Here is a 14,965-nt window from a genome sequence, read left to right as displayed (position 1 = left end):
TTATAACCGCGTTTGATTAAACAATTAAGTGCCCGCGGCGTATACTCACTCCCCGCATAATTGTGATTGCTTTCCTTCTCCCCGCACGCGGCCCTTCTGGGGCCGTGCGCGGTTGGGAGGATTTTTATTTTTTATTTGGAGTGAGTTTTGTCAATAACGAATTCAGCGGCAGCTCAGCCGCCATTGATTACACCCACGTTCCTGTTGGCGTGGGTGGCTAATTTTGGCCAATTCCTTGTCTTTTACCTAACGGTAACGACCATGGCCCTCTACGCCGTCGAGAGCTTCGGGGCATCCGATACCGTCAGTGGTTTTGCCTCCAGCGCCTTCGTTTTGGGCGCGACATTCATGCGCATCGTCTCCGGCTGGTTGGTGGACCGCGTGGGGCAAAAGCGCGCCGCTCTGACCTCGCTGGCCTTCGTCAGCATCGTGACGGTGGGCTATTTCGTGGCGCATAACGTGGCCGTTCTGATCCTGGTGCGCCTGCTTCACGGCGCGGGCTATGCGCTAACCTCGACGGCGCTGATGGCCGTCGCCCAGTCCGTCATCCCCCAGCAGCGCCGCGCGGAAGGCACCGGCTACTTCGCCCTCGGCACGACCCTGGCTACCGCCTTCGGCCCAGCCGTGGGCTTGTTCTTGGCCAATAATATTGGCTATAACACCCTCTTCGCGGTCGCCCTGGGGTCCAATATCGTCTCCCTCGTGCTGGCGCTCGTATTGCGCTACCCGGCGGAACTCGATGAGGAAAAGCCGGCCTTCAAGCTGCGCAACGCGGTGCACCCCAACGTGTTGCCGATCGGCTTTTTCATGCTCCTAGTGGGCATCGCCTACTCCGGCGTGGTCACCTACCTCAATGCCTATGCACGCGAAGAAGACCTTGCCACCGGTGCCGGGCTCTTTTTCATCGGCTACGCCGTAGTCATGCTCATCATGCGCTTCTTCTTGGGCCGGATCCAGGACCACAAGGGCGATAACTCGGTCATGTACCTGGGCCTGGTCTCTTTCGCCATCGCCCTTATCATCATGGGCTTTCCCAGCAATGACGTCATGCTCGTGGTCGCGGGTGCGTTTACGGGCATGGGATACGGCACGCTAAGCCCCGCCTGCCAAGCCATCTCGGTGCGCTCTGTATCGGCCGCCCAAATAGGCGCGGGCATCTCCACGATGTTCCTCTTGATGGACTTCGGCATCGGCCTCGCACCCTTCGGGCTTGGCCCCATCGTGAGCGCCACCGGCTTCGATACGATGTACCTCATCCTCGCCGGCCTCATCGCCGTCGCGGCGGTGTACTACTACATGGTGCACGGCCGCTACCCCAAGGCGAAGGCGCCTGTTAGCAGCGCCGCAGAGGACGTGCAGCCGGCCTAAAGCCACAAATGTGTCTGGCTCCGGGTTATACCCGGAGCTTTTTTGCGTGCTGGGGCGGCAAGCAATTGGCATCGACCACGCGCCGGGCCATCGCCCGGTCTCCCATCTTGGCCGCAAACGCCATGCGCATGGTGATATCGTGCGCGGGAGCAGGGCCGCAGGTTATGGCATCCCCCGCGGAAATGCGCCCTGGCGAGATGACGCGGAAGTAGGCGCCGCAATCACCGCGCGCAGTCCACCGCTTGAGCCAGCCCTTCTCCTGCACCCACCCGGAAAAGGTCACGCATGGCTGGCGCGGTATGGATACCTCGAGTGTGGTAGTGCCAATGTGAAGGCGTTGATTGATAAGCAGCATGGAAAGATCAATGCCGCGCGTGGTGAGGTTCTCCCCAAAAGACCCCGCAGCCAGCGTGCGGCCCAGCGAATCTTCCCAGTAATCCAGCTCTTCACGGGCATAGGCATAGACGGCCTTGTCACTTCCACCGTGGTGATCGCTATCGCCGATAGAATCGCCACGCACGCCAGAACCATCGCCGTAATTGGGGCCGGGAGCGGAGATATCGATGAAATCTTGCGGGCGCTTGTCGATGCCCGAAAACTCATGCCTCCCGCTCGGATCCGGCCCGCGTACGGCGACGTTGGTGGAAATAACCTGCATATCAGTCACTGTAGTCGCGGGTCAGAGCCTCCGCAGTGAGAATATCCCGGTAAAACAGTTCTGGGGCCAGCGAGACCGCCTCCGCGAGCTGCGGAAGGGCGTTATCCAGCGCGGAGGCCACGGCGGCATCCGTCAGTTTCCCATTGGCCACCCCACGTGCGGCAATGGCAAAAACATAGGAAATAAATGGCATCCAAGCGGAGCTACCGAGATCCGTGTTTCCATCCCCAAAGGCATCCAGGGCGAGCAGGGTGTGCAATACCGACTTATCAACGCCCAATTGCTGCAGCGTCACTCGCAACTGCAGCGCGGTTGTGCGCAGATTGGACATGGTCCCCAGACGGGTGAGCGCCAGGTCGTTATCGAAGCACTCGCGCAGCGCGGCGATGCGGTGGGCGTCATCGCACAGCTGCGAGCTGTCCGTTGCAGGCGTTGGGGCCTCGCCGGTGGCGCTCATGAGCAGCATGGGGCGGGTGACATCGTCTACCCCCGTGGTGGCCGTCCGCCACAGCGAGGGGGATCCGAAGTGTTCGACGCGGGCCTGGTTGGCATCGGCAAGCGCGGCGAGCACGGAAGAAGCCGCAGCCTCTTGCCCTTCGCGGCTAAAGGAACGGGTAATCAGGCCGGTGCGCACTAACGCGCGCATGCGCTGGCCGCGCTCGAAGTCCACCTGCATGAGCGCATCGAGGCTGGCGCGCGGATCGGCCTCGATGTCCTTGATAACGCCCTCGAAGGTCTCCTTGGCCTTGGGGGCGAGGCGGCGCAGGGCGGCATAGGTCTCCCACGTCCCGGCGGTATTCTCACTCTCGCCGTCGTGGAAGATGATGAGCGAGCTCGCCGGTGGGTACTGCGGGGCGGCGAGATTGCTGGCCGGTTCATCCTCGCGGAAGTCCACGATGAGATCGCCAGCCTCGTGTAATTCCTCTGGTAGCTCGAAGCCCTCCTCCACCGGCTCCAAGGGCAGCGGCTCGCTGGCGGGGTCGCCGAGCGGCCATGCCCACGCCAAAAGCTCCACCTCTTCCTCGTGGGTTTGCTCGGGCATTAAAATGCCGTCTTCGATGGTGGCGCGGGCCACCAGTGGCGCCTTGCGCACCGTGGCGATGGCGGCATAGATCAGGTCGCTTGCCGCGGTTGCCTCGTATTCCATCACGCGGCGGTCCATGCTGCGCTTAAGGTGTGCCGCGCGCTCCTTATCAGGCAGGCCCTCCAGGTACTCCTCATAAGACAGCGTGGACCACAGGAGGTAGAGCTCCAGCGAGGACTTCTTTGTCAGCGCTGCCTTGAGGGCGCGATTCGGCACGGAGAGGGCCGTCGTCGCCTCCGTCGAACCATTGGCGGTAACGAGATCCCGGATCTTCTGGTTCTTATCAATGACCACGAATTTCGCCAGCGGCAGTGGCTCCGGCGAGTGCACCGTAAACAGCGCATCCGCATCCAGCTGATCCGCCAGGATGACCTGCTTATCCATATAATCCACGGGCTCGGCCGCGGTGCGCTTCACGCGCGTGCGGATGGTCGCCGGGATGACCTCAAAGGTCAGCTCGTAGCCGGCTTCGCTGCTGATGGTCTCCTCGCGCACCGATTCGTCTTCGCCAAATACGCGCTGGCCCTTTTCCATGTGAATGGGCTTATCGGGGGACGAGGCCAAGGCATAGCTAAACGGTGACAGGTTCCCCAGCGCATCGATGAAGCGGAAGTTGGTGCCGCGGGGCCCCTCGTTCTTGGAGCGCATGTGGAGGGTTTCGGCAAAGTTGAGATAGTGGACATCGACAAGCTCTTCGCCCTTAAACAGGCTAAAGCGGTACCGGCCCACCCAGGGGTCCTCGAAGACGTCGCCGGGTAGAACCTCATGGATTCCCTCCGGCAGCTCATCTTCTAAGATTTCTTCCTCTTCCCCACCGATGGGGACATAGGTCAGCTGCAGGTGCAGTGGGGTATTGACCAAGAGGCGTGGGGATTTCGTGTACACCAGCTCGCCGTCCAACCCGCGCGCGTTGGGCAGGGACTTGACCGCCATATCCCAGGAAAAATCCGCGCCCTCCGCAACGGTGATGGTGGCCTTGTCCTGGCGTGGCACAGCGATGGAGAAGGAATCTTGTGCCGCTACCTCAAAGATGGACCAGCCTTCCCACGCGCCATGCGGGCGCGGCTGGCTATCCGGGGCGGGAGTTAGCTGCGTGCCGGTCGGTGCGATGAAGGTGTACGCGCCCTGCGGGATGGGCTGCGTGCTATCGACGGGCCGGTGCGCGGAATCGAGCAGCAGGCCACCATTGGCAATACCCGCAAACTCCAGCGTCTGCTCCGCAAACGTTACGGCAAGGTGGGTAAAGGGCTGCGGCATGGAAACCCACAAGCCAGGTTCTTCACCGGCGACGTAATAAAACTTGCGGGTGACCTCCGTGCCATCCAATAGCTGCGTGGTCACGGTCCATTGCGGGTCTTCTGGTTCATAGGCCGCGCTTACGGCTGGCAGGTAAAGCTCTAAAGTATCGGTATCCGGCGCGAGGCGAAGATGCGGGACCCCCTGAAAAACCGCCGCGTCTAGAAAAGATGATAGCTGGCTACGAAACTTCTCCTGGCTCATTTACACCAGCCTAGATCATTTTTGAAAAGATGTGGATTCTGCAGGCAGAGGGCAAAAAGAAGGCTTTCACCACCAAGAGTGATGAAAGCCTTTGCGCGCAATTGATCGCCCAGGATTAGTGGAAGAAGTTCCGCCACGCATTCGGGTTGATGGTGATGATGCCCAGCTTTTGCGCCAAGAAGGCAATGGCCCCGATGGCCAGCGAGGCGATACCGGCACCGGCGATGCCGGCGAAGAGCCCGCTCTTGGAGGAACCGTCACCGCCATTGTCATTGTTGCCAGGCTGATCGGATGCAGAATCGTCTGCTTGGTCGTTGCCGCCCTGGTCATCGTGCTTTACCCACCATTCATTCAAGGTGAGCTTGGCCAAGGTGGTGTTATCGATGTAGTCACCGCGCACAGGGTCGGTGTGGGTGGCCTTCGCGCGAAGGGCCTCGGAGCCAGCGCCCTTGAAGAAGAATGGGACCACCTGGTTGGTGTGCTGCGTGGAGTACCACTGGTGGCCAGAGGGCAGGGTGTTGCCACCGCCACCATTCATGGAGTTGAACTTACCCTCAGAGCGCTCATTGGCGCCGGAGAGGTATCCCGTCTCGTGGTCAGCGGTAACGACCAACAGGGTCTCGTCCCAGGAGGAGTTTTCTTCTACCCAGTCGATGGCGGCATCGACGGACTTATTGAAGTCCTGTACCTCTTCGATATCGCGGGCGGATTCGTTGCCGTGGCCGCTCCAGTCGATGGCGCCGCCTTCGATCATGACGTGGAAGCCCTCGTCATTTTGGCCCAGCGCGTTGAGGGCGCCGGTGGTCATGGTGGGAAGATCCACGACATCGTTAAACGGAATGTCATAAGGCACTGTGGACTCGCCGGAGCGCCCCTGCTGCAAGGTAGAGGCTACAGGCGCCAGGCCGAAGTACTTCTCCCCCGCCGCGACATCGCCTTGGGCCAAGGCCTCAAATTGCTCCTTGGTTTCGGCGTAGTTCCAGTCGGACTCGCCGGAAGACAGCTTGTTGTAGACCTCTTCAGATAGGTACTTGTACTTGGCCTCATCCTTCTTCTTATTGTCATCGTCGTAGAACGGGTGGCCGGCACCCATGATGACATCGAGATCAGAGTTGAACATCTCATCCGCAATCTCCAGGTAGTTATTGCGGGAAATGTTGTGCGCCGCCCAGGAAGCCGGGGTGGCGTGGCTAAACGGCACGGAGGAGACCACACCAGCGGATTTTCCGGCCTTCTTGGCGCGCTCGGAGGTGTTTTCCTGCTCGTGGCCGTAATCGTTCACGCCCAGCTTGCCGTTATCGGTCTTCACGCCGGTGGACATGGCGGTGCCGGCGGCAGAGGAATCGGTGTATCCCTTATCCACGTACTCATGGCTAGCCCACGCCTTTTGTGGGTCATAGGAAGAGTTATTTGGGTAAGTGGTCATGGACAGGCGGTTGAAGTCTTCGAAGCGCTGCACGGATTCGCCGTCGAGTTCTTCTGGTCCTTCGGCGCTAAATGCGCCATCGACCAGGTACTTGGATTGGCCGGTTTCGTAGAGGTTATTAAACGCCACGTGGCCGTAGCCCATGCCATCACCAATCATGTAGATGATGTTCTTTGGGCCCTGGGATTCGGCGGCGGTGGCTGGGGCAATTGCGCCAGCGGTAGCCACGGTTGCGGCTACGGCAGCGGCGCCAATGCGGAGAGAAGTGCGCATGAATTGTCCTTTGTGGAAGTGAGAGACGAAGAGATGGCGGCCTTGCGAGCAAGAGAGAAATGACCCAGACAGGGCTGGGTGCAAAGCCTTGAACTGAAGATAAAGGCGTGATTTAACCACGAAAGGAATTACGCGTTAATAGCTCCTAAACACTGCCGGAACATCTCGTGGCGGGCCTTAGTCCTTGCCCCAGTCCCCCGCCGTTACCGCCAGAGTGCCAGCCCGGTGCCGGATTAGTGAAGCAAAACCCACCTCTGCCTACCCCGCGCCGGGCTGGGGCTATTACACTGTGTGTTTATGACTAAACCGAGCGATTCCACGTCGTACCGCTACACCCCTGAGCTGGCGAACCAGATAGAAAAGACTTGGCAGCAGTATTGGAAGGACCACGAGACCTTTAACGCGCCGAACCCAGTCGGTTCGCTAGCCACGGGTGCGGGCGAGCTGCCCAAGGAAAAGCTCAACGTGCAGGACATGTTCCCCTACCCTTCCGGTGCGGGCCTGCACGTGGGGCACCCGTTTGGTTATATCGCCACCGATACTTACGCCCGCTATAACCGCATGCTGGGCAAGAACGTGCTGCACACCATGGGCTACGATGCCTTCGGTTTGCCGGCCGAGCAGTACGCCATCCAGACCGGTACGCACCCGCGGACCACCACGATGGCCAATATCGACAACATGCGCCGCCAGCTGGGCATGCTGGGCTTGGGCCACGATCCGCGCCGCTCGGTGGAATCCACGGATCCTGAGTTCTTTAAGTGGACCCAGTGGATCTTCCTGCAGATTTATAATTCCTGGTTCGATGAAGAGCAGCAGAAGGCCCGCCCCATTGCTGAGCTCATCAAGGAATTGGAGGCCAATAAGCGCACCACCAAGGACGGGCGCTACTACGAGGATTTGTCCCCGCAGGAGAAGGCCCAGGCCGTCGATGAGTTCCGCCTGGTCTACCTGTCCAACTCCACGGTGAACTGGTGCCCGGGCCTGGGTACCGTCTTGGCCAACGAGGAGGTCACCGCGGAAGGCAAGTCCGAGCGCGGCAACTTCCCGGTCTTTCGCAAGAACCTGTCCCAGTGGATGATGCGCATTACCGCGTATTCGGATCGCTTGCTCGATGATCTGGAGCTGCTGGATTGGCCGGAGAAGGTCAAGTCCATGCAGCGCAACTGGATTGGTCGCTCTCGCGGCGCGGAGGTAACTTTCCCCGCGGAAGGCTATGGCATCGACGTGTTTACCACGCGGCCAGACACGCTCTTTGGCGCGGAATACGTGGTCTTGGCACCGGAGCATGAGCTTGTCGATGCCCTCTTGTCCCCCATTCCTTACGACGATGACGTGGACGAGCGCTGGACCTACAGCAACGATGACCCGAAGGAAGCCGTCGAGTCCTACCGCGCGGATATCGCAGCGAAGTCGGACTTGGAGCGCCAGGAAAACAAGGAAAAGACCGGCGTATTCTTGGGCACCTATGCCACCAACCCGGTCTCCGGCAAGCGCATCCCGATCTTCATCGCGGACTACGTACTGACCGGTTACGGTACCGGCGCCATCATGGCCGTTCCCGCGCACGATACGCGCGACTATGAGTTTGCCCAAGCCTTTGGCCTGCCGATTACGGAGGTCGTCTCCGGCGGCAATATCGAGGAAGAAGCCTGGACCGAGGACGGCGCGTTGGTAAACTCCGCCAACGATAAGGGCCTGGACCTCAATGGCCTGAATAAGGCGGAGGCCATCTCCCAGGCCATCGAATGGCTGGAAAAGGATGGCTCTGGCCGCGGCAAGATTCAGTACAAGCTGCGCGACTGGCTCTTTGCCCGCCAGCGCTACTGGGGCGAGCCCTTCCCCATCGTCTACGACAAGGACGGCATGGCCCACCCGCTGCCAGAGTCGATGCTGCCGGTGGAGCTGCCCGAGGTGGAAGACTACAAACCGGCCTCCTTCGATCCTGAAGATAAGGACTCGGAGCCGCAGCCGCCGCTGGCCAAGGTCCGCGACTGGGTAGAGGTAGAGCTGGACCTAGGCGATGGCCCGCAGACCTATTACCGCGATACCAACGTTATGCCCCAGTGGGCGGGTTCTTCCTGGTACCAGCTGCGCTATATCGATCCCCGCAATAGCGAGGCCTTCTGCGATATCGAAAACGAGCGCTACTGGACCGGCCCGCGCCCAGACGAGCACGGTGAAAACGATCCGGGTGGTGTGGATCTGTACGTCGGCGGCGTCGAGCACGCCGTGCTGCACTTGCTCTACGCCCGCTTCTGGCACAAGGTGCTCTTTGACCTGGGCTTTGTCAGCTCGCAGGAGCCGTATCGCCGCCTGTACAACCAGGGCTATATTCAGGCCTACGCCTATACCGATTCCCGCGGCGTATATGTCCCTGCGGCCGAGGTAGAGGAAAAGGACGGCAAGTTCTACTACAACGGCGAAGAGGTCAACCAGGAATACGGCAAGATGGGCAAGTCCCTGAAAAACGCCGTGGCCCCGGACGATATCTGCCGCGACTTCGGCGCCGATACCCTGCGCGTGTACGAGATGTCCATGGGCCCGCTGGATACCTCCCGCCCGTGGGCGACCAAGGACGTCGTCGGTTCGCAGCGCTTCCTGCAGCGCCTGTGGCGCCTGGCCATCAATGAGGACACCGGTGAAGTGGCAACTACCGATGCCGAGCTCACCCAGGATGACCTGAAGCAGCTGCACCGCACCATCGCGGGCGTGCGCGATGATTATGAGAACCTGCGCCTGAACACGGTCGTGGCTAAGCTCATCGAGTACGTCAACTACCTGACCAAGACCTACCGCACCGAGGCACCGCGCGCGGCGGTGGAGCCCATCACCCAGCTGGTCTCCCCCATCGCCCCGCACATTGCGGAGGAACTGTGGCAGCGCTTTGGCCACGATGAGACCATCACCTACGAGCCACTCCCCTCTTTTGAGGAGAAATACCTGGTAGATGATGAGATCCAGGTGCCAGTGCAGATCAACGGCAAGGTTAAATCCCGCATCAACGTTGCGGCCGATGCTGACCAAGACGCCGTATTCGAGGCCGCTTTTGCCGATGCCAAGGTGGCTGACCTTACCTCCGGCAAGAACGTGGTGAAGAAGATCTACGTTCCCGGCCGGATGGTGAACCTGGTGGTTAAATAACCAATGAGCGTGGACGTCTCGGGCCTTTCGCCATCCAATCAGGACTACCTCAAGGCCCTGTTTAAGCTGGGCGAATGGCACGACGATCCCGTAACGGTAAAGATGCTCGCCCAGCACATAGGCGTTCGGCTCTCCAGCGCGTCGGATGCGGTGCGGCGGCTAGAGAAAAAGGGTCTCGTCACCCATACGCCTTATGGTGCCATCGGGCTGAGCACCGAGGGGCGTGCCTTTGCCCTCGCCATGGTGCGGCGGCACCGCCTTATTGAAACTTTCCTGGTGGAATCCCTGCACTACCGCTGGGACCAGGTCCACGCGGAGGCTGAGCAATTGGAGCACTGCGTCTCCGATTTCTTTCTGGAGCGCATAGACGCTGAACTGGGTTTTCCGAGCCGCGATCCGCATGGAGACCCCATCCCCAGCGCCACGGGTGACTATCCCGCGGACTATGCCGCGACCCCCGCGTCCGAGCCAGGAGATCTGCGCAAACTCAGCGATTTAGAGCCTGGCGAGGGCGGTGTAGTCGACCGCATCAGTGATGCGGATGCCGATCTGCTGCGCTTTTTCAGCGAGAATAACCTGACCATCGGCGCTGCCGTGAGCGTGCGCGAAAGCCAGCCCTATTCCGGCGGGATGGCCGTGCGCGTAGAGGGTAACCAAAACGAGAATGCCCAGAATGAACATTCCGCGGCGTTTTCTTTGAGCTCCCATGCAGCCCGCGCCGTGTGGGTGCGCATGTAACTCTCCTCCCCCTCTCCCCTTCTTTTCTGAAAGAAGGGAAGTATTTGCGCATGTCAACGGTGGTTAGTTGCGGCGTAGTTAAAAGTACGTTAGATCTGTAGTTGAAGCAGAAAGTGCGCTTCGGCGCAGCCACTAAGGAGCGAGATGACTACAGCCTCGACGCCACCCTGCGGCACTAAGACCGCCGCTAATCTTGTGTATTTTTCCTCGGTCAGTGAAAATACCCACCGTTTTGTCCACAAGCTGGGCTTTCCAGCGGCACGCATTCCTTTGCGGCCGAAGCGTGAAGGAATGCTCTATGTCACCGAGCCCTTTGTGCTCATCGTCCCGACCTACGGCGGCGGCAATATCAAGGCGGCGATTCCGGTGCAGGTGCGCCAATTCCTCAACGTTCCGGAAAATCGCGCACTCCTGCGCGGCGTCATCACCTCTGGAAATACCAATTTTGGTGAAGCGTATTGCTGCGCCGGGCCACAGATAGCCCGAAAGTGCGGCGTGCCTGAGCTCTACCGTTTTGAGCTGCTCGGTACCGACCGCGATGTTGCCCGCGTACGGGAGGGGTTGCAGGACTTCTTTGCGCACCACCTCTACCCCACCGCCCACGCGTCCATTGCCTGACGGCTAGGGCCTCGAAGACAAAGAAAAGAGAAAGTACCGATGAAATATCAAGAGCTCATTGAGCGATCCCAAACCCCGCCGCATTTTCGCCACGATGCCTCCACCCCGTTGCGCCCAGTGAACTGGAATCGCATCTGGGATGATAAGGATTTAGAGGTGTGGAACCGCCTGACCTCGAATTTCTGGTTGCCGGAGAAGGTCCCGCTTTCCAATGACCGCAACGATTGGTCGCGCATGGATCCAGCCGAGCGCGATCTCACCATTCGCGTCTTTACCGGCCTGACGCTACTGGATACCGTGCAGGCCACCGTGGGCGAAATCAGCCAGATTCAAGATGCTCGGACGGAACATGAGGAGGCCGTTTATACCAATATAGCCTTCATGCAGGCCGTGCATGCGCGGAGCTATTCCTCCATCTTTTCCACCCTGGCCAGCACCGAAGAGATCGAAAAATCCTATGCGTGGGCCGTGGATAACCCAGTGCTGCAGCAGCGCGCGACCAGTGTGATGGTGCATTACTACGGCGACGACCCACTAAAGCGCAAGGTTGCCTCTACCCTCTTGTCCTCCTTGCTGCTGTACGCCGGCTTCTATCTACCACTGCATTTTAGCGTGCACGGGAAGCTGACCAATACCGCTGACATGATCAGGCTCATCCTGCGGGATAAGGCGGTCCACGGCTACTACTCCGGATACAAGTTCCAGCGGGGACTCGACCACGCCACGGACGCTCGCCGCGAAGAAATGCGCGAATTCACCTTTGACCTGGTGCGCAAGCTCTATGACCTGGAGATGCGCTATTCCGGCGAGCTCTATGAACCATACGGGCTTATGGATGATGTCGCTACATTCGTGCGCTACAACGCTAATAAAGCCCTGATGAATCTGGGCTATCCCAACCTCTTCCCGTACGAGGAATGCCAGGTCAACCCGAAAATCCTCGCGGCACTCACGCCAGGATCGGATGAAAACCACGACTTCTTTTCGGGTTCGGGGTCCTCTTATATCATCGGCAAAGCCGTAGAGACCTCCGATGCCGACTGGGATTTCTAAAAACCAACAAGTCTCCACACGAAAGGACACCCATCATGAAACTTCTTGTACTCGTTGGCAGCCTGCGGCGGGAAAGCATTGCGAAGAAGATCGCCAACCATGCCATTGAACTCGTTCCCGAGCACGTAGAGTGCCAGCGCTATGACCTGCGTGACCTCCCGCTCTATGATTTCGACTATGACGATCCTGGCGTGGAGGATAAACCCACGCCGGGACAATACACCGATTTCCGCAACGCGATTAAGGATGCGGATGCCATTTTGTTCGTGACCAGCGAGAATAACCGGACGATCCCGGCGTGCTTAAAAAATGCCATCGATATTGGGTCCAAGCCCAATTCCGATGTCGCCTGGAAGAATAAGCCAGCTGGCATCATCAGCCACTCCGTCGGCCGCATGGGTGGCTATTCTTCCCACAAGAATGTGCGCCTAGCCTTGTCCTACTTCGACATGCCGATGCCCGGTCAGCCCGAGGTATTCTTGGGCAATTCTCCCGAGCTCCTTGGTGAAGACGGAAAGATCGAGCCGTCCAGCACCATCGAGTTTGTGAAGGACTACCTCGAGCGCCTTGTAGCCCTGGTACCTGCGGCTCCGCAACAGTAGGAGCTACCTCCTCCTAGCAGCGAGGCGGTTAATCCCAGTACTCCGTGGCGCATAGCGCGATGCCGTGCGCCCGGATTCCCTGGCCCGCCTCAACTGGGGCATCAACGATGAGCGGGAGCCCGTCGATTTCGCATACCCAGAACTCCCCTCCCCCAAATTCATTGGTCTTTTTCTCGACGTTATTCACGGTGCCAGCTAGCTCGACCTGTGGGTTGAGCAGGCTGGGCTTGTAGTTTTGATAGAACCGTTCCGTGGCCGGGGATCGCAGCGAAAACTCCGCCGGTTCCGTTAATTCATAGTCCAGCGCAACGACTGCGGGCCGCACGCGGCCGCGCAGTTTTTCGCCGCCCACGGGGTTGCCGGTAGGTAGCGTGAAGGGGGCATCGCTAAGCACTGCCCACCGGAAATCTTCCATTTCTAAGATGCCAATAAATGGCATGGCGCGATACAGGGTTGCCTCTACGTCTTCCCCACTCCGGAACGACGGCAAGACGGTCCATTCCCCCTCGTATTCCATCGCCGTTACGGCGATGCCGGAGGGATCCGCGTAGTAGCGCACTTGATCGAAAGCAGGTGCGTCCCACAAGGTCCGCTCTGCGGGAAGGTCTGCGACGAGTTCCTCCGTGTCCAGGAAGTCGAATCCGCAGGCGCTAAAAAGTTTATCCATGCCCGCCATCATAGACAGGCGTCTGCTCAATCGGAGTTGCGGGCGGTCTGAAAATAGGCCAGTTTTTACTTAACAGAAACTAAATATGGAGAAAAGCAACCGAATATTAACACCAATAAATAGGTTATAAAAAGCGAAGTACATACGGTTAAACCGGCAAAAGTATGGAGCACGCGAATTATTGGTACGATTAATCCAAGCCGTTTAATAATGTTGGGGGTTGATGGGTCAACTGTCACAGTCAATACACGGTTGAGTAATCAACTGCGCAGGGTATAATACCATTTAAGTCAAAAGCTAAAGGGAGAGATGCCGTGCGCGCAGAGGAAAGTGCGGCGTGGGCGGATTTTGTAGCGATGCAGCGGGCGCTGCATAAGGAGTTGGCCAACGCGCTGCAGGCAGCCGCGAATGTGAGCGAGGCCGATTATGCGGTGTTAGCCGTCCTGCAGCGCCGCCGTGGGCAGAGCACCCGGCCGCATGAGTTGGCTGCGGAACTGGGGTGGGAAAAGTCGCGGTTGCACCGACAACTGGTCCGGATGGAGGGGCGCAAGTTGGTGACAAGGCGGCACGCGGAGGAACTAGGACCCCGAGCTATTGAAGTCACAGTGACGAAAATAGGTGAGGGAGCATTCGCCGCAGCATTGGGCAGTCATACCGCGAAAGTGGAAGAAAAGGTGGTCTCTGTCCTAACGGAAGAGGAGCTGCGGCAGTTGGGATCCATCTCGAGGAAAATCACGCGGCACTTGGCGGGCGGCGCCTAGGCCGGAGGCACAGAAAAGGCACCCCGCCAGGAGTAACGGGGTGCCTTTCTAGCTGTAGGCCCTAAAGGCCTTAGGCCTTAGGAAATCTTCAACACCGTGCGGCCATGGTGGCTGCCGTTGATGAGCGATTGTGCTTCCTCCACCGCATCTTCCAGCGGGAGGGTATTGGTCAGGGACTCCAGGATGGACAGGTCCAGGGTGCGGGCGAGGAGCTGCCAAGCATTCTGGCGGTAGTGCAGTGGGGCATCGACGGAGTTCACGCCGGCTAGGTGCACGTTGCGCAGGATGAAGGGCATGACTGTGGCGGGCAGGTCGGGGCCGCTGGCCATACCGGTGGCGGCAACGGTGCCGCCCCACTTAGTGCGGGCCAAGACATTGGCCAGCTCCTGGGAACCGGAGGTGTCCACGGCGCCAGCGTAGATGGCCTTTTGTAGAGGCTTGCCCGGCTCGGTGAATTCGGAGCGGTCAATGATCTCGTGCGCGCCGAGCTCGTGGAGGTAGTTGGCGTAATCGTCGGGGCGGCCGGTCATGGCGTGGACCTCGTAGCCGGCATTGCGCAGGAGGTTGACGGCGATGGAACCGACGCCGCCGGTGGCGCCGGTGACGAGGACGGGGCCCTCGGGAAGCCCGCGCAGCGAGTTAACGCACAGTGCCGCGGTGTAGCCGGCGGTACCGACGGCAGCGGCCTGCTCCGCGGTGAAATCTGCAGGCAGGGCAACGGTGGCGCGGGAATTGACGCGTTGCTTTGGGGTGTAGCCGCCGTGGCGGAATTCGCCAAGGCCATCGCCAAAGGAGGCAACCAAGGTGCCCACCGGCAGGCGCTGCACGTTGGACTCGGATACGGTGCCGACCACGTCGATGCCGGGCACCAGTGGATTGGTGCGGACGACGCCGGGATCGCCGGTAATCGCCATCGCGTCCTTGTAGTTCAGCGAGGAATAAGAGACGTCAACGGTCAGGTCACCCTCGCCGAGGAATTCCCCTTCCTCAAAGGAGGTGGTGACGGATTTATCTTCGTTACGGGTAACAAGTAGCGTGCTCATGCTCACCATGATACGTGAATTGTGATGCAA

The 14,965-nt window shown here is 59.6% G+C and carries 12 protein-coding genes; 7 read left to right on the top strand and 5 right to left on the bottom strand.

The genetic code is table 11. From position 1 onward, the window contains the following. Positions 1–183: 183 nt before the first annotated feature. On the top strand, positions 184–1,368 hold the full coding sequence (locus HMPREF1287_RS08130) for an MFS transporter (protein WP_232218888.1): 1,185 nt from the start codon (positions 184–186) through the stop codon (positions 1,366–1,368). Positions 1,369–1,393: 25 nt separating this feature from the next. Here HMPREF1287_RS08130 and HMPREF1287_RS08125 read toward each other — a convergent pair whose 3' ends face one another. The 3 genes from HMPREF1287_RS08125 to HMPREF1287_RS08115 all read right to left on the bottom strand — a co-directional run bounded on the left by HMPREF1287_RS08125 (position 1,394) and on the right by HMPREF1287_RS08115 (position 6,309). Then, a complete protein-coding gene (locus tag HMPREF1287_RS08125; protein ID WP_023016378.1) occupies positions 1,394–2,026 on the bottom strand; it encodes an MOSC domain-containing protein in 633 nt (210 codons plus the stop codon). A 1-nt stretch (position 2,027) separates the two neighbouring features. Then, positions 2,028–4,610, bottom strand: coding sequence for a hypothetical protein (locus HMPREF1287_RS08120; RefSeq protein ID WP_023016377.1), 2,583 nt, complete (start codon positions 4,608–4,610; stop codon positions 2,028–2,030). 115 nt (positions 4,611–4,725) lie between these two features. Then, positions 4,726–6,309 carry an alkaline phosphatase gene (locus tag HMPREF1287_RS08115; RefSeq protein WP_023016376.1) on the bottom strand — a complete coding sequence of 528 codons (1,584 nt, stop codon included), beginning with the start codon at positions 6,307–6,309 and terminating at the stop codon, positions 4,726–4,728. 297 nt (positions 6,310–6,606) lie between these two features. On the opposite strand from HMPREF1287_RS08115, the gene leuS reads away from it, so the two are divergent. The 5 genes from leuS (at position 6,607) to HMPREF1287_RS08090 (ending at position 12,464) form a co-directional block, all read left to right on the top strand. Then, on the top strand, positions 6,607–9,453 hold the full coding sequence (gene leuS / locus HMPREF1287_RS08110; protein ID WP_023016375.1) for a leucine--tRNA ligase: 2,847 nt from the start codon (positions 6,607–6,609) through the stop codon (positions 9,451–9,453). A gap of 3 nt (positions 9,454–9,456) precedes the next feature. After that, positions 9,457–10,191, top strand: coding sequence for a metal-dependent transcriptional regulator (locus tag HMPREF1287_RS08105; RefSeq protein ID WP_023016374.1), 735 nt, complete (start codon positions 9,457–9,459; stop codon positions 10,189–10,191). A gap of 144 nt (positions 10,192–10,335) precedes the next feature. Next, the gene (gene nrdI, locus HMPREF1287_RS08100) at positions 10,336–10,809 is read left to right on the top strand and encodes a class Ib ribonucleoside-diphosphate reductase assembly flavoprotein NrdI (protein ID WP_023016373.1); all 474 of its coding nucleotides are present in this window, start codon (positions 10,336–10,338) and stop codon (positions 10,807–10,809) included. A 39-nt stretch (positions 10,810–10,848) separates the two neighbouring features. Continuing rightward, positions 10,849–11,862 carry a class 1b ribonucleoside-diphosphate reductase subunit beta gene (gene nrdF / locus HMPREF1287_RS08095; protein ID WP_023016372.1) on the top strand — a complete coding sequence of 338 codons (1,014 nt, stop codon included), beginning with the start codon at positions 10,849–10,851 and terminating at the stop codon, positions 11,860–11,862. Positions 11,863–11,897: 35 nt separating this feature from the next. Beyond that, a complete protein-coding gene (locus HMPREF1287_RS08090) occupies positions 11,898–12,464 on the top strand; it encodes an NADPH-dependent FMN reductase (protein ID WP_023016371.1) in 567 nt (188 codons plus the stop codon). 28 nt (positions 12,465–12,492) lie between these two features. Here the strand turns inward: HMPREF1287_RS08090 and HMPREF1287_RS08085 are convergent, their stop codons facing one another. After that, positions 12,493–13,131 carry a hypothetical protein gene (locus HMPREF1287_RS08085; RefSeq protein ID WP_232218845.1) on the bottom strand — a complete coding sequence of 213 codons (639 nt, stop codon included), beginning with the start codon at positions 13,129–13,131 and terminating at the stop codon, positions 12,493–12,495. Between the two features lie 314 nt (positions 13,132–13,445). Between HMPREF1287_RS08085 and HMPREF1287_RS08080 the strand changes: the two genes are divergently transcribed. Continuing rightward, positions 13,446–13,892, top strand: a complete 447-nt coding sequence (locus tag HMPREF1287_RS08080; protein WP_023016369.1) for a MarR family winged helix-turn-helix transcriptional regulator — start codon at positions 13,446–13,448, stop codon at positions 13,890–13,892. A gap of 77 nt (positions 13,893–13,969) precedes the next feature. Here the strand turns inward: HMPREF1287_RS08080 and HMPREF1287_RS08075 are convergent, their stop codons facing one another. Continuing rightward, on the bottom strand, positions 13,970–14,944 hold the full coding sequence (locus tag HMPREF1287_RS08075; RefSeq protein WP_005275849.1) for an MDR family oxidoreductase: 975 nt from the start codon (positions 14,942–14,944) through the stop codon (positions 13,970–13,972). Between the last annotated feature and the right edge of the window lie 21 nt (positions 14,945–14,965).

This window comes from Corynebacterium sp. KPL1986, assembly GCF_000477975.1.
GTDB classification, from domain to species: domain Bacteria; phylum Actinomycetota; class Actinomycetes; order Mycobacteriales; family Mycobacteriaceae; genus Corynebacterium; species Corynebacterium accolens.
The sequence above is the reverse complement of the archived record's forward strand: the minus strand, read 5'-3'. Positions and strand labels throughout refer to the sequence as shown.

Coding starts and splice junctions, on each gene's coding strand:
- HMPREF1287_RS08125 (WP_023016378.1), bottom strand. CDS start 2,026: ATGCAGGTTATTTCCACCAACGTCGCCGTACGCGGGCCGGATCCGAGC.
- HMPREF1287_RS08120 (WP_023016377.1), bottom strand. CDS start 4,610: ATGAGCCAGGAGAAGTTTCGTAGCCAGCTATCATCTTTTCTAGACGCG.
- HMPREF1287_RS08115 (WP_023016376.1), bottom strand. CDS start 6,309: ATGCGCACTTCTCTCCGCATTGGCGCCGCTGCCGTAGCCGCAACCGTG.
- leuS (WP_023016375.1), top strand. CDS start 6,607: ATGACTAAACCGAGCGATTCCACGTCGTACCGCTACACCCCTGAGCTG.
- HMPREF1287_RS08105 (WP_023016374.1), top strand. CDS start 9,457: ATGAGCGTGGACGTCTCGGGCCTTTCGCCATCCAATCAGGACTACCTC.
- nrdI (WP_023016373.1), top strand. CDS start 10,336: ATGACTACAGCCTCGACGCCACCCTGCGGCACTAAGACCGCCGCTAAT.
- nrdF (WP_023016372.1), top strand. CDS start 10,849: ATGAAATATCAAGAGCTCATTGAGCGATCCCAAACCCCGCCGCATTTT.
- HMPREF1287_RS08090 (WP_023016371.1), top strand. CDS start 11,898: ATGAAACTTCTTGTACTCGTTGGCAGCCTGCGGCGGGAAAGCATTGCG.
- HMPREF1287_RS08085 (WP_232218845.1), bottom strand. CDS start 13,131: ATGGATAAACTTTTTAGCGCCTGCGGATTCGACTTCCTGGACACGGAG.
- HMPREF1287_RS08075 (WP_005275849.1), bottom strand. CDS start 14,944: ATGGTGAGCATGAGCACGCTACTTGTTACCCGTAACGAAGATAAATCC.